Source organism: Maribacter sp. X9 (assembly GCF_048537565.1).
GTDB lineage: Bacteria > Bacteroidota > Bacteroidia > Flavobacteriales > Flavobacteriaceae > Maribacter.
This window is the reverse complement of sequence record NZ_CP183215.1, coordinates 1414939-1437134: the sequence shown is the minus strand read 5'-3', so window position 1 is coordinate 1437134 and position 22196 is coordinate 1414939. Positions and strand designations below refer to the sequence as shown.

12 protein-coding genes and 1 tRNA gene are annotated in these 22196 nt (G+C 38.1%); 7 read left to right on the top strand and 6 right to left on the bottom strand.

All coding sequences use genetic code 11. The features are described 5' to 3' along the window. The first annotated feature begins 125 nt into the window (after positions 1-125). Entirely contained in the window at positions 126-1352 is a 1227-nt protein-coding gene (locus ACNR9Q_RS06015) for a phage integrase SAM-like domain-containing protein (RefSeq protein WP_419213708.1), read from the top strand. 162 nt (positions 1353-1514) lie between these two features. Here the strand turns inward: ACNR9Q_RS06015 and ACNR9Q_RS06010 are convergent, their stop codons facing one another. The 4 genes from ACNR9Q_RS06010 to ACNR9Q_RS05995 form a co-directional block, all read right to left on the bottom strand. Continuing rightward, entirely contained in the window at positions 1515-2141 is a 627-nt protein-coding gene (locus ACNR9Q_RS06010; RefSeq protein ID WP_419213707.1) for a hypothetical protein, read from the bottom strand. 20 nt (positions 2142-2161) lie between these two features. Continuing rightward, positions 2162-3832, bottom strand: a complete 1671-nt coding sequence (locus tag ACNR9Q_RS06005) for a WG repeat-containing protein (RefSeq protein WP_419213706.1) — start codon at positions 3830-3832, stop codon at positions 2162-2164. Beyond that, entirely contained in the window at positions 3816-5222 is a 1407-nt protein-coding gene (locus tag ACNR9Q_RS06000; RefSeq protein ID WP_419213705.1) for a hypothetical protein, read from the bottom strand. Before ACNR9Q_RS06000 ends, ACNR9Q_RS06005 begins: the two co-directional genes overlap by 17 nt. 1386 nt (positions 5223-6608) lie before the next feature. Beyond that, positions 6609-6690 (bottom strand) — tRNA-Leu (locus ACNR9Q_RS05995). Between the two features lie 116 nt (positions 6691-6806). Between ACNR9Q_RS05995 and ACNR9Q_RS05990 the strand changes: the two genes are divergently transcribed. Beyond that, positions 6807-8198: a dipeptidase gene (locus ACNR9Q_RS05990; RefSeq protein ID WP_419213704.1), complete on the top strand. Its 1392-nt coding sequence runs from the start codon at positions 6807-6809 to the stop codon at positions 8196-8198. Between the two features lie 121 nt (positions 8199-8319). Here ACNR9Q_RS05990 and ACNR9Q_RS05985 read toward each other — a convergent pair whose 3' ends face one another. Beyond that, positions 8320-8898, bottom strand: a complete 579-nt coding sequence (locus ACNR9Q_RS05985; protein WP_419213703.1) for a PhnA domain-containing protein — start codon at positions 8896-8898, stop codon at positions 8320-8322. Between the two features lie 230 nt (positions 8899-9128). Between ACNR9Q_RS05985 and ACNR9Q_RS05980 the strand changes: the two genes are divergently transcribed. The 5 genes from ACNR9Q_RS05980 to ACNR9Q_RS05960 all read left to right on the top strand — a co-directional run bounded on the left by ACNR9Q_RS05980 (position 9129) and on the right by ACNR9Q_RS05960 (position 20369). Next, a complete protein-coding gene (locus tag ACNR9Q_RS05980; protein WP_419213702.1) occupies positions 9129-9494 on the top strand; it encodes a BlaI/MecI/CopY family transcriptional regulator in 366 nt (121 codons plus the stop codon). Positions 9495-9496: 2 nt separating this feature from the next. Further along, entirely contained in the window at positions 9497-11461 is a 1965-nt protein-coding gene (locus ACNR9Q_RS05975) for a M56 family metallopeptidase (RefSeq protein ID WP_419213701.1), read from the top strand. A gap of 112 nt (positions 11462-11573) precedes the next feature. After that, the gene (locus ACNR9Q_RS05970; protein ID WP_419213700.1) at positions 11574-12677 is read left to right on the top strand and encodes a DUF4407 domain-containing protein; all 1104 of its coding nucleotides are present in this window, start codon (positions 11574-11576) and stop codon (positions 12675-12677) included. 343 nt (positions 12678-13020) lie between these two features. Then, positions 13021-18021, top strand: coding sequence for a translocation/assembly module TamB domain-containing protein (locus ACNR9Q_RS05965; RefSeq protein ID WP_419213699.1), 5001 nt, complete (start codon positions 13021-13023; stop codon positions 18019-18021). A gap of 23 nt (positions 18022-18044) precedes the next feature. Beyond that, positions 18045-20369 (top strand): BamA/TamA family outer membrane protein, encoded by a 2325-nt coding sequence (locus ACNR9Q_RS05960; RefSeq protein ID WP_419213698.1) that lies wholly within the window; start codon positions 18045-18047, stop codon positions 20367-20369. Here the strand turns inward: ACNR9Q_RS05960 and ACNR9Q_RS05955 are convergent. Beyond that, positions 20366-22141: a MutS-related protein gene (locus tag ACNR9Q_RS05955; protein ID WP_419213697.1), complete on the bottom strand. Its 1776-nt coding sequence runs from the start codon at positions 22139-22141 to the stop codon at positions 20366-20368. The genes ACNR9Q_RS05960 and ACNR9Q_RS05955 overlap by 4 nt on opposite strands. Positions 22142-22196: the final 55 nt, after the last annotated feature.

The window sequence follows — 22196 nt, the reverse complement described above, 5'->3', positions numbered from 1 at the left end:
ATATAAATAATTGATTTTTAGATATTTATAATTTTATTTATACTCGTATGAATCGTTATGAAACCATAAAATGTGTTACCCATGTGTTATCCCGAATACTTATCTTTATAAAAAATCGGTAAGATATGGCAACCTTAAAAACAGTTTTACACACCAAAACCGACGCAAAAGGAAACAAGGAATTTAGACTTGCATTACGACTCACTGTAAATCGGAACCGAAGTTATTATTACTTAGGACAAAAAGTAGAACCAAAATTTTGGGATGTACAGGGTGAAAAAGTGAAATCTTCACATACAAGACATAAACAATTGAATCGCCTGATAAGAAAGAAATATGATGAAATTGAAGATGTCATATTTGAAATGGAAACTTCAAAACAGAATTATACAGCAAAACAGATTATAGACTCCATTAGGAAAAACACAAAAAGGTTGTCATTTTTCGAACTTGCCGATGAACATATCGAAGATCTAATCAATGCCAACAATCATAATAGAGCAATTTCGGATAGAAGCAAACTGAATAGGATAAAAGAGTTCTCTAAAAAACGGAACTTCGAATTTGAGGAAATTGATGAGAATTTATTAAAAAAATTAAAAATTTATCTCAGAACTACATCAGGACTATCTGAACGCTCAGTAATGAACATATTCGTTATGATTCGATTACTTTACAATAAAGCTATTAGCAGAACAATTGTGGATAGAAAGTTTTATCCTTTTGGTAAGGATAAAATAAAGATTAAATACCCCCTGACCATTAAAATCGGTCTTGATGAACATGAAATTCGAAAAATCGAAGAACTTGACTTGGACCCAAGAACAGCAGTTTGGCATACTAGAAACGTTTTTCTTTTTTCATTCTATTTAGCGGGAATCCGGATTTCGGATGTCTTAAGAATGCGTTGGAGCGATATTGTGGCTGAAAGGCTATACTACAAAATGGGTAAGAACGATAAGGCCGATTCTTTAAAACTTCCAGAACCAGTAATTAAAATTTTATCCTATTACCAAGTAGATAAAAAAAACAAGTACGATTATATTTTTCCAGAACTTAAGACAATACCCATCAATGACTCTAAGGCTATTTACTCTAGAATTAAAACTTCAATCAAAAGACTAAATACGAACCTAACTGTAATTGCAGACCTTGCCGAAATCGACAAAAAGATCACCAATCACATTGCCCGTCATAGTTTTGGAAATACAGCCGGTGATAAAGTTTCTCCTCAAATGCTTCAAAAATTATATCGACATACTCATCTAAGCACTACCATAGGTTATCAAGGCAACTTCATTCATAAGAACGCTGATGAAGCTTTGAACGCAATTATTAATTTTTCTAAATAATCAGCGAATTTTAAATATCTATAAAGAGCTAATTTTATCTATCCCGTAAAAGGTGAATTAACGAAAGTATTAAAAGAGACCAAGAATTGGACTTTTAAATAAATACTATTTCTCTATTGGAATTTGTACTGTTAAACGGCCGATTTACGAAACAATTTGAATTTAATGATTTTTCGGCTTGGTCTTTCTTGGAGCAGTCCGATATGGAGATGTCAAATACGGAAAATGATTTACCCCTTCATCACAAAGCAAATATTCCTCATAATATTCAAAGCTTGGGCCTACATCTGTTTGAGTGACAACTATAAAACGATTTTGATACTTTAATTCAATAGGTTCCTCCAGTTTTACTTCAAGACTTTGCCTGTTATTTTTTCTTTTACTAAAACTGTCATGAGCAATATAGTAACCATCTAATGCCAAGTAATAGTTCGCATATTGACCATCTCCATAAACATTGGAATCTTTTGCTTTTTTTTTGACTTGAATGGCAATATTCCCATAAAAGGAAGCCCCTCCCCCTGCGAGGTATTCTTGAATTCCACTAACCACAACTTCGAAGGTCTTGTCGGGTAAAGTTTTAATCTCATATCTACTTCTCTGAAATTTAGCCGGACCATGTAGCACGAAAATTTCAATATCCTCAGATTCAGGGATTGTTTCGAACTCGAGATGTTCGATTTTGATTTTAAGACCAAACTCAAAGTATAGTTCATTGTGAGTCTGTGCTCTTACGCCAATAAAAGATACCACGATTAAAATAAAACTCAATCTGAATCCACTATTCATAAGTTTTTATCTATAAAATTTCATTTATTTTTCCATTTTTCTATCCGTTCTTGCCTTTCATATCTCTCAAGCAAATAGGAATAGGGTGCCCATTTATAGTTAAGAGGAATTATTATTGCGCCTTTAGTATCTATTGCACCATACTTTTTCTTTTTTGAAACGATAGCCCGATTATTTTCAAATACTCCCGCACTATCAAACTGGCATGGTATAATCAACTCATTTTTCTCGTTGACGTAGCCCCATTTGCCATCTCGTTTTACAGGTATCAAACCATCTCCTAATTTTGCTATTATTTCATCGTACTCTAATTCCGATATTGTACGAAGATTTGTGTCAATAACAAGGTATTTAGAATCCTTATTTTTTTTAACCAGTACATATCCTTCTTTAGAAACTGAACTAATATGATAGTAATCAAAGGGTATAACAATTTTACCTGAACTACTGAACAGTGCATCAGCCGATTTACCATTTCCTTCATTCTTCCGTACCAAAAAATAACCTAAATCTAAGTACCATACTTTTTCATAGATGAAAGGAATCACGGTTTGTCCGTTTCTGTCCAAAACACCCATCCGAGCAAATTCAGAAATTTTCGCTTTGGGTTCCGAAATATGCCATTGCTTTTTTAGACCTATTAAGAACTCGTTTTCGAAATTCGCTTCTTCAAATAGAAAAGGAATAATAGTTTTTCCTCGATTGTTCACATAACCTGTGACATTGTCTTGATTTAAACCTTTCTTTATAACCTTTATTAATCCAATTTTTTTATCGGGTCGGACTTCTTGTCCAGCTTTTATAGGTATTATATAGTTTCCTTTCTCGCCGTAGGCTCCTTCGCCAATTTCGTTAGCTACCAAAACTATTCCTTCACTTTCCCAATGGGTTGCCTGATCATATATTACAGGAATTATTTCCTTTCCAGTTTTGTCAATAAAACCATTTAAACTTGAATATATGGCGTGTCCATCAGGATTACCTATCACTTCACTTTTACAATTCAAAGAAACCTTTGCTATGCCATTATTAAAAAGTTCTGTCTTGCAATATTGTTCTTTTGTAATAGGATTTCCCTGTTTATCGATATAACCGCTTCCACTATAAAAATTAGTCCGAACTATTGCTAATCCCTCTTGGAATATTGAGGCAATTTCATATTTTGGAGGAATTATAAAGCCTCCTTCTTTATTAATAAACCCAGTTTTGAGTTGACCGTTAACCCTCTGTGTCACTCGACCTAAATCTTCAAGAAAACCCGATGTATGTTCAAAATCAAATGGAATACGGGTTTTGCCATTAAAATCAATATAGCCCCATCTGGATTCACCATTCCCATTATTTTTTTTTGCAGCAATTAATCCTTCAAGTGGCTTTTCCAAAAAGTCGAACACTAATGGAATTACCTGATTTCCATTATAATCAATTGCCCCATATTTATTGTCTTTAACGACAATGCAAATACCTTCATTGCACTCACTATTATTACAGTCGTATACGGTATTTGAAATTTCATTTCCCTTCTTGTCAATCCAAATACACTTTGTTCCTTTATGATTTATTTGGGCCAATGAAGGGGATACTCTTTGAGCATAGACATGCAGGGTAAGACAAAGCCAGAATAATAGAAAACTATATGTTCTTTTTTCCTTCAAATCAGTATTCCCTCTTTCCTTAATTCCACTCATCATCTTTGGCATTCCTACTTTGATAATTCTCCTGTAGCTCGCCAGTTTTTAAATTATAGACATTCGTAAAAACCTCAATGGAATCCTTTACTTCTTTAAATTCATATTCCATGATCTTATTCACATCATACCTATAAAATTGCATAACGCCTTTTGGCATACTTTCAGTCTTTAGATTGTCACTTTTGAACCAAAGTCGGCCTTCATCATCATAGATAGCTATTTTTCCTTGGTAGGGTTTTATTGAGCCATGCTTATAAAATTCTATAGTGGGCATTGGATGGTCTTCATATGTTGCAATCCAAATACTATCCTTAAGGCCGTCTTTATAAAAACCTGTTTTATGTATCCATTTTGTGGCATCACCTTCAAAGAAAAACCATTGACCAAATGCCCCTGATTCCAATGCATTTTCACCAAATTGTTTTACTGTCGTAATAGAACTTAGGTTAAAATCAGTATAAGGTGATTCATTATATTTTTTCAGTTTATAACCATCGGGCAATGTTTCAATAAACATATGTTCTTCTCTATAGCTTTCATCAATCTTTTGAATTCTCTTGCCAACAATTTTAAATAGCTGTTCATATTCCCTGGAAGGGCATTCGTCGAACAGTGTTCGATATCGAAAAGCTATTTCTTTGTCATCAATTTTTTTCAGTTCATATGAATCTTTAAAAAGATAATTTATTCTATGACTAAAGATTGTGTCATTTCGACTTATAAGTTTTACGATGGAATAATCGGAAAAATGACTCGAAGTTTGAAGGTGTTTTTCAATCACTAAATCTAAATCATTTTCTATTTGGATTTGTTCTTGAAAAACTGCTTCCAATACCCCACCTACTTTTCGTAAATGTTCTTCCATGTACGGATTGATAGGTTCCTCCTTTGGATACAAATAGGCGTCGAAAACATAAACTGTAGAAGAATCAAGTTTAACCCCGACCCATTTGCCGGATATGGAACCCCTATCCGGATCATCAACTGAAAAGTATGTCCCATATTTATTTTCAACTATAATTTCCAGTTTGTGACCCAAGGGAAATTTGCCGAGCACTTCTGCATCTATGTCATTTGATTTTCTGTAATTAAGACCGTTCTTTGCCGTTACGTAAACTGTTCTCCTTACTTCGGGGATAATGATTTTAGGATTTAATTCTATTTCTGTTTCTTGAGGGATTATTTCTCCCGTTTTTTCAATGTTGCCTTGCGAAACTTTTTTGGTGGTTTCTTCCCTGTTTTTACAGTTTGTGAATATTAGTAATGCAAAAAGCAGCAGAGCTATATTTATCCGAATTGAAAACACTTGTTGTCGCAATTTATTAAACTGTGATTTTCCATGAATTTTCTTTTCACAATATAAGACTGTGATATGTTTTAGTATCGTCATTTCTAATGGTATATACAATTAACGAAATCTTCGCCAAATACTTATTTATGATGTATTTAATTATATATAATATAGTTCCGTAAAAGGAACCATTACAGGGACAACTTTTTCCAAACCTCATAGAAGTCATCATAAAAAATCTTAAAACCGTTTTACTTTATTTAGGCCATACATTTTGATGACACGATGACAAGATATACCAAAGTCAATGTTTATGGTAACTGAAGCCGTCATCAAACTGTCATCATTTTGTCATCAAAAAAATATTGATGACGGAATAGCCTTTGAAATAATTAAAAATGATGATGTGATGACAAATCGATGATGCTTAAAGTCGAATGATTATGGGCTGTTGCGGAGATTGTCATCATATTATCAAAAATTCAGGTAAAACTGTCCGGCTAATGAAAGAAAAAAAATAAATAACTCATGGTCCGGAAGGCCGAAGGTTTCCCATTCATGAATATCGAACCGTTCACCCAAGTAAACCCTACAATCGACATTCAACACCAGTGATGTAGAACAAATTCCCTGTGAGTGCTATCCGTAAAATTTGAGAAAATATGGAATAGTACCTACCTGGTTACCTAGGAAGGAAAGAGGCAAGTGTCACCAGGTCATTGAACTGGGTAACTTCTATAAACCTAATCCTACCTAAAGTTTACCTATCCTACCTAAATGGTAATATAGGTTACTTGTATTTAAGTACCGACCTAAGCTATAGGTCCCTTCATTATTAAGTTAGGTAGGAAGGTAGGTGATATCGGAAATAATAAGCTGGTGAAGAAAAAAGAATTAGACTTTCAGATTTTAAAAATACCTACTAGAAATTGAATGAATTAGAAACTGACCGGGAACTTATCTAGATCAGCCGTAAAGATATTGTTGTTTTTTTTCTTTCATCAGCAGTCTTTTAAGAATATAGAGGTTTGCAAATTTAGCGGGGAAAGTTAAAAGATTACCTTAAAAATTGTACCAATTAGGGCCAAAAAAATAATATTGGCAATAGGCTACAAAAATGGATTTGGTCAGGAAGCGCGAGATGTGTTTTTGTGGCCACAAAACAAACTCGCTTTACTCCCGATGGTCGCAAAGTATAAAAATTTAAGAAAGTTGTTCCAAAATTAAAGTAGGGTGCGCCCTATTTCGATTTTACCTTACGCTTATCTGCCGGAACACTATAAAATCGAAACAGGATCCTGGCGCAGTCAAGTTATGGTAAGATTTGGGGGTTATCCTTGAAACACCCATAAATGGCTAACAATTATTCAATTTGACAACAAAAGTGCGGAAATGGTATCATCTAAAATGTCGAACCGAAAAATATCCAATTGTGTTACCCAGAACTAAAAAAGCCGACTCCTAAAAGTCGGCTTTCCCTTACTGTACAGGCGGAGAGACTCGAACTCTCACACCTTGCGGCACTAGATCCTAAGTCTAGCGTGTCTACCAATTCCACCACGCCTGCATCAATCCCGATTATTATCGGGCTGCAAATATAAAGCAAATTTTCAATTCTCTAAATTTTACCTATTTAAAAATTTCGCTTTTTGTACTTTTATGCAAAGTCAGATAAAATTAGACATGCAAAATGTAAAAGAATACCTATCGGAACACAAAGACCGATTCTTAAATGAACTCATTGAATTACTTAAAATACCATCCGTAAGTGCTGATTCCGCTTTTTCTCAAGACGTACTCGATACGGCTGAAACGGTTAAAACAAGATTAGAGGAAGCTGGATGTGATGTCGTGGAAATTCATGAAACTGCTGGATATCCTATTGTTTATGGAACAAAAATTATAAATCCGGATTTACCCACAGTGTTGGTATATGGGCATTATGATGTACAACCCGCGGATCCTATTGATTTATGGCATTCTCCCCCGTTTGAACCGGTAATCAAAAAAACCAGTTTACATCCAGAAGGCGCCATCTATGCAAGGGGCGCCTGTGACGACAAAGGCCAAATGTATATGCATGTAAAAGCGTTGGAGTTCATGGTGAAAACCGATCAACTTCCTTGCAATGTAAAGTTCATGATCGAGGGCGAAGAAGAAGTGGGCAGTAATAACCTAAGCATCTATGTCGCAGAGAATAAAGAAAAGCTTGCTAACGATATCATTTTGATTTCCGATACCGGAATGATCGCCAACGATGTCCCTTCGATTACCACCGGGTTGCGCGGACTCAGTTATGTGGAGGTTGAAGTTACCGGACCGAACCGCGATTTACATTCCGGACTCTATGGGGGCGCTGTGGCGAACCCAATCAATATATTGACCAAGATGATCGCTAGCCTTCATGATGAAAATAATCATATTACCATTCCTGGTTTTTATGATAAAGTAGAAGAACTATCCGACAATGAAAGAGCGGAAATGGCCAAAGCACCATTCAACTTGGACAACTATCAAAAAGCATTGGATATTGACTCGGTATATGGGGAAAAAGGATATTCGACCAACGAACGAAATTCAATCCGGCCCACCCTAGATGTCAACGGTATTTGGGGAGGTTATATTGGCCAAGGCGCAAAGACTGTCATCGCCAGTAAGGCCTATGCCAAAATTTCGATGCGTTTGGTGCCCAACCAAGATTGGAGAGAGATAACGGAATTGTTCAAAACCCATTTTGAATCCATTGCACCAAAAGGCGTGATAGTAAAGGTGAAGCCACATCATGGGGGTCAAGGCTATGTAACCCCGATCGATACTATTGCCTATCAAGCGGCATCAAAAGCATATGAAACCACATTTGGTAAAAAACCGATTCCGCAACGTAGCGGTGGTAGCATCCCCATTGTTTCGTTGTTCGAAAAAGAATTGGGCAGCAAGACCATTCTTATGGGTTTCGGGCTGGATAGCGATGCCATCCACTCCCCCAATGAACATTTTGGAGTTTGGAACTACTTTAAGGGTATTGAAACCATTCCATATTTCTATGAATATTTTACCCAGATGAGCTCGGAATAGTTGAAAGTTGAAAGCCAATAATAATTAAAATCGTTATCGCGAGGAGCCTTTTAGCGACGAAACAATCTGTTAACTTCAACACAAAATTAACAGATTGCTTCGCTATGCTCACAATGATGTTTTATGTCTTTTTCACGTATTTCGTGATGATCACGATCTGCTGACCATCCACTTTTCCTTCAATATATTCGGCATTTTCACGGTCTAAGGAAATTCTTCGTACCGCAGTACCCTGTTTGGCGACCATGCTTGAGCCTTTTACTTTCAAATCCTTAATCAAAACGACATTATCCCCATTTTCAAGAACAACGCCATTGGCATCACGGTGAATGACCTTTTCACTTTCAGATAATCCTTCCCCTGTGGCTTTCGCCCATTCCAAAGCGATATCGTCCATATACATCATGTCCAATAAATCTTTGGGCCATCCTTCAGCTTTTAAACGCTGCAACATCCGCCATGCCACTACTTTTACAGCATCATGCTCGCTCCACATACTGTCGTTCAAACAGCGCCAGTGATTGGCATCCATTTGTTCCGGGTCTTCTATTTGCGTCCGGCATGTTTCACAGGCCAAAATACTTCCATCCAATCCACCCGTAGATACCGGTGGTACTTCATACACATCTAACTTATTGGTGGCTCCACAAAGTTCGCAAGCCGAACCGCTACGCGCTTCCAAATCTGACAATACACTCATTATTGGTTGTTTTAGGGCGCAAATTTAAACTTTTTTAGAGAAAGGGGCCATTGGCTATGGGGGCGTTTCCCCAAATACTTTGGGGCCGGGCTATTCATTACAAGTCCGCTTCGGCAAAAAAGGCGAATGCAGGCTTTTCATTGCTATCCCTAACGCAAAATACAGCTCTACATTTGTAGAATTAAAATATTTATTCTATGTTTGTAGAGTTACTTCTAAAAACGTAGAGCATGCAATTATCAAAATCCGAAGAAGAATTGATGAATATTCTCTGGAAACAGAAAAAAGCCTTTATGAAGGATTTGTTAGATGCCTATCCAGAACCTAAACCTGCGACGACCACCGTGGCGACCTTACTCAAACGAATGTCTGATAAAGGTTTTATCGATTACAAAAGTCTTGGAAGAAGTAGGGAATACTTTCCACTCGTTAAAAAGAAAGATTACTTCTCCAAACACGTAAACGGACTCATAAAAAATTTCTTTAACGATAGTGCCAGCCAGTTCGCCTCTTTTTTTACCCAAGAAACGAACCTGACCAAAAATGAGTTGGAGGAATTGAAAAGATTGATCGATCAAGAAATTCAAAAAAAATAGGTATGGTCCTCTATCTTCTAAAATCTACGGCATGTTTGGCCATTTTCATCGCCTTTTACAAGGCCTTCCTTGAACAGGAAAGCATTCATGTTTTTAAACGATTTTACCTATTGGTCATCATCTTGGTTTCATTTACTATTCCGGCAATCGTTTTTACCGAATATGTAGAAATACAGGGGGGCGTCACCAAAAATATCCAGTATTCAACACCATTGCTAGTTCATGAACCGACTACTACCTTTGCGCAACCCGAGGAAATCGATTGGTCGCAGATAGGATGGGTTATTTACGGATTTGGGGTATTGGTATTCGGTATTAAATTCTGTAAAAACCTGTTCAACATCAACCAACGCATTCGAAAAAACCAAAAGATAGAAACCGAATCGAACATCAAGGTATTATTGGAAAAATCAATTGTACCGCATACCTTCTTCCGCTATATTTTCTTGAACAAGAAAAAGTACTTGAATGGGAAAATCCCCGCACCGGTAATATGTCACGAAGAATCGCATGCCAAGCAAAAGCATAGTATAGATGTTCTTATTATTGAACTTCTTCAAACCCTATGCTGGTTCAATCCACTTCTTTACATACTCAAGCATGCGATTAAACTCAACCATGAATTTCTGGCCGATCAGGCCGTAATCCAGCAAGGGAGTGATCCGTCCGACTATCAAAAAATCATTTTAAGTTATTCATCAATTCATCAGCCATCGTTGGCCAATGCCATCAATTATTCATCAATCAAAAAACGATTTACAATCATGAAAAAACAGACATCAAGAAAAGGTATTATTCTAAGAACTACAATTGTACTTCCTTTATTAGTTTCGTTACTTTTTGCTTTTTCACAAACTAAAGTAGAACCAATAATTATTGAGAATTCTTCCAACATTCTTAAAATTGAGATAAAAAAGGAAAATGAGATTTGGTTTAAAGATGCGCCCTCGACACTCGAAAATCTAGCCGATAAAATCACATCGTCAAATCTGGATGACATCGATATGAATACCTCAGAGGCTCAGATTTACTCAAATGAAATAATCACTTCTACTTTAGTAGATAATATTACTAAAGAGCTCCGTAAAATAGGAGTAAAAAGAATAACTGTTTTTAGTGATGGCTATATTATACCGGAAGAAGATTACAAAGATACTATTGAGATTATGCCTGAAACGGTAATCTTAAAAACGAATCAAATTATTTTACGTCCTACTGATTTAAACAAGTACAATAGTTTAGCCAAAAAATACAATATCATTCCCATTGAAAAACGAACTATTCCCTTAGAAGATCTTCACATTTTAGAAACCCTTTATCGTGAGATGACCGAAGAGCAAAAACAAAATGCCCAACCTTTTCCTGAATGTATACCTAAAAAGAAAAAAGATGGCGCTAGCAAGGAACAATTGAAGACCTACGCGACTTTGGCAAAAAAGTACAACACCATGGACCCTGAGTATATGTATATTAAAAAACAAGAAGTCGATATATTGCAAAAAATCTATGGGTTGATGACCCCCAAACAAAAAGCCGAGGCAGAACCTTTTCCAAATTTTCCGGAACTTCCGCCTATACCCAAAGCGCCAAAACCACCTAAAAATGTTTCGAATGTTGTTTATGCTGCAAACCAAATAGATAGTATTATAGAAGAACAAGATCCCTATGATGTAGTCGGCGGAAGCATTACTAGACTGCCAAAACAACCGAATCAGCCTGTTGCACCAACTTATGAAAAAGATATGCAACCCAATAGTCCGCCAGTTCCGCCCACCCCAAAATCTCCACTGGACTTTGCCATCGAAATGGCTAAAAAAGGTGCGATTTTTAAGTATGAAGGCAAACAAATATCCTCTGACAAGGCCATTGACCTTCTGAAAAAGAATAAGGATTTAAACATGGACTCAAGGACTAAAAACGGCACTCAAACAATTCGAATTACAAAAGAACCTATTTTCATAGATTGATTCTAACCTCATATAAGTGTTAAAGCCCTCTCAAAAGAGGGCTTTTTGCGTACCAAAAATCAAATAGTTACGTTCTGTCAGTATAGTTCATCGTCAATCAAAATAAATCATCATGCTTCAAAAATTCTTTATTCTCTGCTCTGGGGCAGACTCAGAACTTCTAAACACCTGTTCAAAAGGGGAACAGAACAAATATGCCGGTATTGGCGCCACGGTATTCTTTACCGCTGTCATGGCCTTTATCGCAAGTAGCTATGCACTTTTTACCGTTTTTGACAATGTGTACTTGGCCGTATTCTTCGGACTTATTTGGGGACTCTTAATCTTCAACTTGGATCGATTCATTGTATCCACCATTAAAAAACGGAACAACTTAGGGCAAGAATTTTTACAGGCCACCCCACGTATACTTTTGGCCGTTATCATTGCCGTGGTCATTTCCAAACCTTTAGAAATGAAAATTTTCGAAAAGGAAATCAATCAGGTATTACTGAAACAAAAAAACGAGTTAACCTTGGCCAACCAAGACCAAATGGCCTTACAATACACGCCGAAAATTGAGCAATTAAATCAAGATATTACCCGGCTTAAAAATGAAATAGCCACTAAGGAAACCGAAACTAATGCACTATACAATACGTATATCGCCGAAGCAGAAGGAACTGCTGGTTCCAAATTACTGGGCAAAGGGCCGGTATACAAAGAAAAACGTGAAAAACATGATGCCGCATTGGCAGAACTGAATAGCCTTAAAAGCACGAACGCTGAAAAAATAAGTAGCCTAGAAAATGAGATTACCGCATTGAACAACGCTTATTCAGATGGCGTTAAAAAATCTCAGCCCATCATCGATAGTTTTGACGGACTCATGGCACGCATCAATGCTTTGGGAGAATTGGCTTGGTTTCCGTCTTTCTTTATTTTTCTTCTTTTTCTGTCCATTGAAACATCACCCATTATTGCAAAGCTTTTAGCACCTAAGGGTGAATACGACCTGAAATTGGAAGAAGCGGAAAGTATTTTGAGTTCTTGGGTGGCACAAAAAGTAGCGCAACGCAAACTATTAGCGGCTACCGATGGAGAAATGAACCAGAAAATATATGAGGATCTAAAAGGTGAAGAAGAGCTGTATGGCTATAAAAAGAAAAAAGCAGAGGAACTGTTACGTTTACAGGCAGATAATTTTCATGACATTCAGGTCAAGGCATTAAAATAAAACTATAGAATAACATTGCTTCCATTTTTACGTAAACTCGTTGAGAGCTGTTTGCTACGCAGCATCAAAATCAGTTTTTTCGGGTTCAAAGCTATTCTCGACAATCTTCATCGCTTTAAAGTCAATAAATTAAGGTATGAGGGTTATCTTTGAAAATTTATTATGGCGACACTCAAAGAATCGAAACAAAAGAAAAGAAGGTTTTACAACCTCTTTATTATCATTGTTCTACTCATTATTTTAATCACCGCATTTATATCGCAGGTTGATCTAGAATTTGAGTTTTAGAGGTCGTAAGCCATAACCAAAGACAAGATACCATACAGTTTTAACTGTAATCATTATGACCCTAAAACGCAGTAAGCTTATAAGATTTACCAAGTTGATCGGGAAAATTTTCTTGGGTTTGCTTGTGTTCTTTTTTATTTTGGTCTTGGTGATCAGAACACCATGGGCGCAGAATTTTATCGTCAATAAAATCACCGATTATATATCAGATAAGACCCATACAAGAGTAGAAGTAGGCCGGGCCTATATCACTTTTTCGGGAGATGTTCAGTTAGAAAATGTCTATCTGGAAGATAAAAAAGGGGACACTTTATTATATTCCAAATCCCTTCAAGCTGATATACCTATTTACCCCATTGCTTTCAACAACACGCTTTCTTTGGATAATCTATATTCCGATGGACTTACGGCACGTGTTTCAAGAGGAGATGATCCTGATGAATTCAATTTTTCTTTTTTGATGGATGCATTTACGTCCCCAACCGATACCACGACCACCACAACCGAACCCATGGAAATTTCATTAGGGGAATTCGATTTTTCAGATTGGAATTTTAGCTATACCGATAACTATTTGGGTGCTAACATGAAACTGGATTTGGGCAAACTTACCATTGATATATCAGAGTTCGATTTAGAGCAAATGAAGTTTTCAATTGATGAGTTTGTATTAGAGAACACCGCTTTTTCGTATGTGCAAACACATGCGTTCCCCATCACCAATGATACCACAACCACCACACCTCCCTATATTGAAATCGGAGATTTTGAGGTGAACGATTTAAAAGTAGCTTATGTTTCCGATCCTGACGGTTTAGATACGAATTTTAACTTAGGAAGAGTTAACCTAACGGATATTTTAGCCGATATCTCCAAAAATCGATATGAGACCGATGACTTGATCCTCAAGAATTCCCAGATTTCGGTCAGGCTAAAAGACCCCGAAAACGCCCAACCTACAAACACAACCGAAGCGCCGTTCACTTGGCCCCAATTTATACTTGCCGCACAGAACCTAGAATTAACGGATAATAATTTCACCTATAACTTAAACGACACTCCCCAGAACGCGGAAACGTTTGACCCCAATGCTTTTGACATACAACGCCTCAATTTCGAAGCTTCAGACTTTACGTATCGCCCAGAAAATTTTCATCTCAAGGTCTCCGATTTTTCTTTTAGGGAACCCCGTGGCATACGATTGAATCAATTAACTTTTGAAGTAGGATTAACAAATAAGAGCGCTTCTTTATCCAGTCTATCACTTCAAATCAATCAAAGTTCCGCCAATGCCGATCTAGCTGTTTCGTTCAAATCTTTAGATGAAGCTTTGAAAAATCCGCAGAACAGTTCACTATCCGCAGCCATCTCTAACCTGGTTTTGGAAATGGAAGACGTACAGCAATTTGTACCTGTACTTAGAGAAAATGTGTACGTAGACTCGTTGGCTAACCAAACGCTGACAGGTTTCATGAACGCCAAAGGCAATCTTAAAAAAGTTGATGCTTTTACCACAGAATTACAATGGGGTAAGACCACACGATTCTCGGCCAATGGAACATTAAGCAACATGACCGAACCCGATTCACTTCAGTATAATTTGAACGATATAACCCTACATACGGTTCAAAACGATCTAAATAAATTCATATCCTCCAAAGAACTTAGTATTTCTATACCGAAGACGCTTGTAATTTCAGGAAACTTGTCGGGCGGAACTACGTGGGTAAATCCTGATTTAGTACTAAAGATTCCAGAAGGAAATGCCTTGGTCGATGCTTATGTGAATTTCGGCGATACCATCGGTTTTGACGGAACGATAACGGCAGATTCTCTGCAACTGGGAAAACTTTTACAAAATAATCAATTGGGTGACCTATCCTTAAATGTGAAAGCTTCGGGTGCTGGCACAGAACTATCAACGCTTGATGCAGAACTGACCGGTACAATCTCGCAATTTCAATATGCTGGCTACGACTACACAAAATTGGAAGTTTCCGGAAAAATGGACAAGGGCTCCGGTAATCTTTTGGCAACTGTCAATGATCCCAATTTGAACATGAAGGCCAATGCCAAAATGAAATTTGGTTCTACCATCAACTCCATCGATTTTACGTCGAATATCATTGGGGCCGATTTGCAAAAGTTAGGTTTTACCAAAAACAACATAAAAATAGCGGCGGATATCGATGCGAACTATCAAGGGTCAACCACCAACTACACTGTAGAAGCAGACATTTCAGAGGGTATTGCCGTGGCTGATAATAAACAATACCAGGTTTCTCCTATTTATTTGAGAGCGCATGTTGAAGATTCCGTTACCGATGCCTCCATCAAGAGCGGATTCATAAACGGTGAACTCTCCTCTAATGCATCGCCTACCCGAATTACAGCTGCATTAAAAAAGCAACTTGAGCATTATTTTACTACAGATCCCTTAAGATACACGGCTACCGATAATGTTAAAGCCAGTCTAGTCCTTGCCATTGAACCTACCCCCATTTTATCAAAGGTTTTTTTGAACGGTATTCAAGACATCGATTCTTTGAACATCAATGCAAATTTTGATGCTAAAAAGCAACAACTTTCTGCAGAAGTTAAGGTGCCGAAAATTTCTTATGTAGGTAGTTCAATAGATAGTCTAAACGCTTTTGTAAAAGGAGATTCGGTAGATTTGAAATTTTCGGCCGGCATTGCAGACTTTCTCTATGAACCCCTGCACTTAAAACAAACCTATCTTGAAGGAAGCTTAAAGAATAAGAAATTAGTGATGAACTTCAATTCGAAGAACGACACGTTGCAAGTCATGCACATTAACTCAGAATTGGTGTTCAAAAAAGATACGCTAAGCTTACATATCGATCCCGAAAATTTGGTCCTCAATAAAAAGCAATGGCAGATACCCCAGAACAACGCCGTCTCATTTACCGATTCCTATACGGATTTTAATAGTTTTATACTGAGCAGAGATACCCAGAAATTGGAAATCTCCACTAAGGTTCCAAAAATGAAAGCCGATCACATCGGTATTATTTTCGACAACTTTGAGCTACAAACATTTTTGAGTTTTTTGAATCCCGATAAGGTATTGGCCAAGGGAAAAGTAGGGGGTGACTTTGTGATTTTGAACCCTTATGACGCCGCAGGTTTGGTCGCAGATATACAGATCAACGATTTTGAGGTATTACAAAATCCATTAGGAATGCTCACCTTGGATGCCTCCTCTAAATCATTATCCGATTATGATTTTGACCTTGCGCTCAAAAATGGTGGTGCTGACCTAAGGTTGACCGGTGACTATACCGCTCGACAAAGTACGGCTGATTTAAATATGGAGCTCGATATTCAAAAATTGGAAACAAAAATTGTACAGGGCTTTTTCAAAGAAGAACTATCAAACCCAAAAGGCTACTTAACCGGTAGTCTCTTGGTAGGGGGTACTTTGGCAGAGCCCACCTATTCAGGAAGAATCAGGTTTAACGACGTAGGGCTTAGCCTTTCATCGTATAAAACTACCCTGAACATCGATGGGCAATCGTTGGATGTGGACGAGAAAAAAATCACACTAAATAATTTCACCATAGTCGATAAAAACCAAGGAAGTCTAACCGTGGATGGAAAAATAATTACAGAAAATCTAGCCAACCCCGGCTTTGATTTCACCATACAAACCGATAAATTCCGGGTGATGGATTCTAAAAAGGGGGATAATGAACTCGTCTACGGCATTGCCAGTATCAAGGCCGATGCCAAAATCACCGGCGATTTAGAACTGCCCGTAATTGATGGGAGTATTCGCATAAGGGAGATTACAGACCTAACCTATGTAGTACCCCAGGACCAGTTAGAAATTCAAGAACGAGACGGTGTAGTGATTTTTGTGAACCGTGAAAACCCAGATGCCATATTGACCAGGACCGATGGAGAAAATTCCAATTCTTTCTTTTCAGGAATGGATATCAATACTACTTTAGAAATTGCTAATGAAGCGCAGTTTACTATTGTCTTGGATGAAAAGACCCAAGATAAATTACAAGCTTCAGGGGAAGCAACCCTAAACCTCAACATAGATCCGAATCAAGATGTTCGCCTCTCGGGCAGATTAACACTTAACAACGGTTTTTACCGCACAAGCTTATACAACCTGGTCAACAGGGAATTTAAATTGAAACCAGGAAGTAGCATTGTTTGGAGTGGTGACCCTTACGATGCTAAAATGGAGGTAACCGCTATTTACGAAATAGAAACATCGGCGGCACCTTTAATGTCGGCCATCAGTTATGGTCAAGATAGCGGAGTCTCTGGCAGGTACCAGCAAGCCGCACCCTTTCTGGTCTACCTCAATATCAATGGAGAGTTGATGAAACCTGAACTTTCATTCTTGCTCGATATGCCCGAAAATGCCCAAGGTAATTTCGGAGGTGCCGTGTATGGGCGTATTCAACAATTGAACGAACAAGAATCTGAATTGAACAAACAAGTGTTCTCTCTTTTGGCACTGAACCGGTTTTACCCTACAACGGGTAGTGACGGTAGTAGTGGTGGTGCTGTAGCCCTAGCGCGAAACAATGTGAACAAAGTACTCTCTAGCGAATTGAATTCCATTTCCAATAAATTATTGGGTAATAGTGGCTTTCAGCTAGGTTTTGATCTAGATAGTTTTGATGATTATCAAACAGGAACCGCCCAAAGCCGTACACAATTGAACATTAATGCCAGTAAAAAGTTATTTGACGACCGATTGATCGTCACCGCGGGTAGTGCCGTGGATGTGGAAGGTAGCGCCCCCGCCGGTGAAACGGCAGCGCCGGTAATCGGGAACGTAACAATAGAATATTTACTAAGTGATGAAGGTACGTACCGTTTGAAAGGCTTTCGTAGGCAAGAATATCAAAATGTTATTGATGGTCAACTCATAGTGACTGGTATCGCTTTTATCTTTGATAGGGAGTTCAATAAATTCAGTCAGTTGTTCAGTCCGGTCAAAAAAGAGGAAACTAAAGAAAAACCATCCGAAGAGAAAAAGAAAACTGAACAATCAGAGGTCAAAAACTAAAGTCTAGAAATTAAAAATTACGATTGAAAAATAACTCCCTTACATATCGAATAGTCTATTGCTTCGTGCTTTTGCTGATCTACTCCTGTAGTATAGAAAAATTCATCCCCGAAGGGGAACAACTCTATACCGGAGCACAATTAAAAGTGGAAACCGAAAGTGAGGTCAAGGACATCAAAGAAGTACGCACAGAGCTTTTCAACCTTATCGAACCCAACCCGAATACCACCTTTTTAGGCATGCGGCCGGCATTATTTTTCCACTACAAGGCCCAACGGGAAAAACCAGGCTTTATCTATAAATTCCTGAATAAATCTTTTGGGGAAGAACCCACCTATTTCTCGGATGTTAAACCAGAACGTGTCGAAGAACTTATTTTGAACAGACTGGACAATAATGGTTTCTTCTATAGCCGGTCAGACTCTGAAATAATTGAAGACAACAAATTTGTATCTGTCAATTATTCGGCCAAACTGACCGAACCCTACCTCTTGGAGAATTACAAGCTCGAATCTGATTCGCTCCCTATCTATAAAGCCATTGAAAAGATGATTTCAGAAACGCCGTTAAGAAAAGGGGACCGCTTTGACTTGGATGTAATGAAAGCGGAAAGGGAACGTCTGAACAATGGTCTAAAACAACGAGGCTATTACAATAGCAAGGCCGACCTTCTTATTTTTGAAGCCGACACCAACCAATACAAAACCAAAAAATTCGACTTATTTCTACGGCTGAAAAAAGACGTTCCGGGTAGAACCGCTATTCCGTACACTATTGATTCCATTACCGTTTTTCCGAACTATTCTATAGAGGGCGATACATTACCGATTACCGAACGCAACCGGACCAAAGTAAATGGAATCGATTTTATTCAGAACGAATTCTATTTTAGGCCAGAATTACTCGAGTCATATATTCTGTTCAATGAAGGTGACCGCTACGATGCCAATACTTCTAAACTCACCAGTAACCGATTATCGGCTTTGGGTAGTTACAAATTCGTAAACATTCAATATACCGAGTTGGATACTACGGCGACAGATGGTGACTATGGCTCCTTGGCCGCTACCATTTATCTAGCTCCATTGACAAAACGATCTTTGCGGGCCGAGCTGCAAGCAGTAACCAAATCGAATGGCTTTACAGGGCCGGGAATACAACTCACCTACAGCAACCGAAATTTATTCAACGGTGGCGAAACTTTGAGTATCTCAACCAATTTCTCTTATGAATCACAGATTTCTAGTGGTAACAATTCTAACTTGAGCAGTATCGCAGGAGGTATTAAAGGAGATTTGGTTTTTCCCAGATCCATTCCCTTTTCTCCCAGTCGTTTTAAATATGCCGTACCCAAAACGAAAATTTCGTTGGGGATCGATTTTTTAAAACGAAGCCAATTATTTACGTTAAGTTCAATCAATTCTACCTTCGGGTATACTTGGAAAGAGAACCGGTATGTATATCATCAACTGGATCCCATTAGTCTCAACTATTCCAGATTATCGAATGTAACCGAAAATTTTCAGAATATTCTAGACGACAATCCCTTTCTTCGCCGAAGTTTTGAACAACGTTTCATTGGCGGATTGATGTATGGCTTCACTTATGATGAAGTCTCGGATTTGGATAAAGAATACCCCATCTATTTTTCGACCAATTTCGATACCGCAGGTAATTTATTCAGTTTGGTCAATGGCGGCTCTAGTACCATTTTTGGTTCAGAATTTGCCCAATATGCCAAATTGGATGTTGATTTACGCTTTTACATGCGTTGGCAAAAAGATCAAGCTTTGGTGTCACGTGTATATGCTGGCTGGGGTGTACCTTATGGTAACAGCCAGACCCTACCCTTTGTAAAACAGTTTTTCTCTGGCGGACCTTATAGTGTTCGTGCCTTCAATATCCGTTCGCTAGGCCCAGGTAGCTTTAATGCCGAAACCGACAACTCTTCGACCGATTATTTTGACCGCTCGGGAAACCTGAAATTGGAGGCGAATGTTGAATATCGTTTTCCGCTGTTCTCCTATTTAAAAGGAGCATTTTTTATAGATGCAGGAAACGTTTGGTTGACCGGAGATTATTCTGACATTGAAACGGATCAGCAGAACAGTACGTTTTCACAGACCCTTTTCGCCGATGGTAAATTTGAAAAGGATTGGTTAAAGGAGGTCGCGGCAGGAGCAGGTTTTGGTTTACGATTGGATATTCAAAACTTCGTCATCCGTTTAGATTTGGCCTCCCCTTTCAGGCTACCCTACCTACCTGAAAATAATCGCTGGAACGTACCTTTCTTTGGAAACAACGGCAATAAAATGACCTTGAACTTTGCCATTGGCTATCCGTTCTAAGCCTCTATAATCCCCATTTTCTTCAATAAAAAAGAAGCGTTCATATTCTGGCAGATGCCGTCCTTGAAGGTATAATCAAAATGGAGTTCGTTATCTATGATTTCGGCATCAAAATAATAGTTCTTTACGGCAGGATGCTCTTTAGCGACTTCGCATAAGCTTAAATCGTGGGTAGCAATGATTCCGGTGGACTTACTTTTGACCAATCGCTCCAAGAATTTTTTGGATCCCAGCGCCTTATCCGTACTATTGGTTCCTTTCAAGATTTCATCCAACACGATAAAATAGCGGTCGGTTTGTATCTCATCTACAATAAACCGTAATCGCTTCAACTCAGAAAAGAAATAGGATTCATCATCGGTCAAGGAATCGGTGGTGCGCATACTGGTAATCAATTTTATGGGAGAATAGGAAACCTTTTCGGCACAGACCGGAAGCCCCACATTTGCCATCATGATCTGCAGTGATACCGTTCTAAGGAATGTACTCTTCCCGGCCATATTCGCTCCGGTAATGATGAAGAACTGTCCGCCATCGATCGTAATATCGTTCAAAATACTTTTGGATGGGTCCAATAAAGGATGTCCGGCCTTTTCCGAATTCAAAACAACATGAGAATTGGTAATGGTTGGATAGGTAAACACGGGATGATTGAATGCGAAATTCCCCAGACTATTATAAGCATCAAAAAAAGCAATGGTCTTAAACCAGTTTTCGACATCCTTTCCGTGAGCTTCAATCCATTTTTCAATAGCAAGGCTATCCGTCAAGGACCGCAGAAAAAATCCGTTGGCGACAACGACATAAAGCATATTATTGTTTCGGTCCAGATTCCCCAACAACTTTGCGAACCTTTTGAGGACCTTAGAATTGCTTTCCCCTTTGCTCAGAATATTCTCTTTTTGCTTTTGTAAAAGAGGAGCAGCGAAACTTGCCTGCTCAATCAGGGCCAGCAGTTGGTTATATTGGTCAAAAGTAGATTTCAGTTTTGTGGCATCCTGCCCAAGCTGCATCACCTTTTTAGTAAAAATACCTACAATGATCATTCCAAAGCCCAACCATAGCAATAACATTGACTCTGATATGAAATCAAGAAAATAGGCAACAAATATTACCAAGGATAATACAGAAAAAACCATAGGGATATAGCGCATCACTTTAGGTACAAAAGGAGTGTACGCCTTCAACCAATCGGTGATTAACGCGGTAGGAGTCTCTGTTTTGGTGAGTGCGGCCATGGCAGAGAATTCTTGGCGCCAATCTACTTTTTCCCCTATTTCCTTTATTGCTTCTTGCTTGTCGGTAATACCGGTAATCAAGTTCCCTGTATACATCTCTGCCAATAACCGGCTTCCCTCCATCAATTTTGTGCGGTTGGATACTTGATAAAAAGAACCCTGCCCAAAAAGGTCGATATCCTGACTGTAATAATGTTGGTCGGTCGCAAATTCCTTACCATTTTCCAACTGGCTATAATCGCGTTTTAATACTTGAAGTTCAATAGCATTGATACGCTTCAATTCCTCTTTTTTAGACTTCTGGTATTTTAAATCTGAATGTTTGGATACTAGAAACAAGAATGCAGGAATGCCAACCAACAATACACCGACAACATATTTAGCATTCACCGAAGCGAAATAAATAGCAAGAATCGTCAATAAAAATACTCCCAATCGAAGTAAACTAAATAGGAAAAGTCGTTGATTTAAATCGGCGATTTCCTTTTCAAAACAATTGACCCTACCCGTATAAAATTCCTCTAAATTCCTCATGGACTCACTGCACTTTTTGAATGGCCAAAGATAATGGTAGTGAACGGTTTCTTCA

Bases quoted from the DNA above. Each gene is read 5' to 3' on its own strand.
- ACNR9Q_RS06015 (WP_419213708.1), top strand. From the start codon at position 126: ATGGCAACCTTAAAAACAGTTTTACACACCAAAACCGACGCAAAAGGA.
- ACNR9Q_RS06010 (WP_419213707.1), bottom strand. From the start codon at position 2,141: ATGAATAGTGGATTCAGATTGAGTTTTATTTTAATCGTGGTATCTTTT.
- ACNR9Q_RS06005 (WP_419213706.1), bottom strand. From the start codon at position 3,832: ATGATGAGTGGAATTAAGGAAAGAGGGAATACTGATTTGAAGGAAAAA.
- ACNR9Q_RS06000 (WP_419213705.1), bottom strand. From the start codon at position 5,222: ATGACGATACTAAAACATATCACAGTCTTATATTGTGAAAAGAAAATT.
- ACNR9Q_RS05990 (WP_419213704.1), top strand. From the start codon at position 6,807: ATGCAAAATGTAAAAGAATACCTATCGGAACACAAAGACCGATTCTTA.
- ACNR9Q_RS05985 (WP_419213703.1), bottom strand. From the start codon at position 8,898: ATGAGTGTATTGTCAGATTTGGAAGCGCGTAGCGGTTCGGCTTGCGAA.
- ACNR9Q_RS05980 (WP_419213702.1), top strand. From the start codon at position 9,129: ATGCAATTATCAAAATCCGAAGAAGAATTGATGAATATTCTCTGGAAA.
- ACNR9Q_RS05975 (WP_419213701.1), top strand. From the start codon at position 9,497: ATGGTCCTCTATCTTCTAAAATCTACGGCATGTTTGGCCATTTTCATC.
- ACNR9Q_RS05970 (WP_419213700.1), top strand. From the start codon at position 11,574: ATGCTTCAAAAATTCTTTATTCTCTGCTCTGGGGCAGACTCAGAACTT.
- ACNR9Q_RS05965 (WP_419213699.1), top strand. From the start codon at position 13,021: ATGACCCTAAAACGCAGTAAGCTTATAAGATTTACCAAGTTGATCGGG.
- ACNR9Q_RS05955 (WP_419213697.1), bottom strand. From the start codon at position 22,141: ATGAGGAATTTAGAGGAATTTTATACGGGTAGGGTCAATTGTTTTGAA.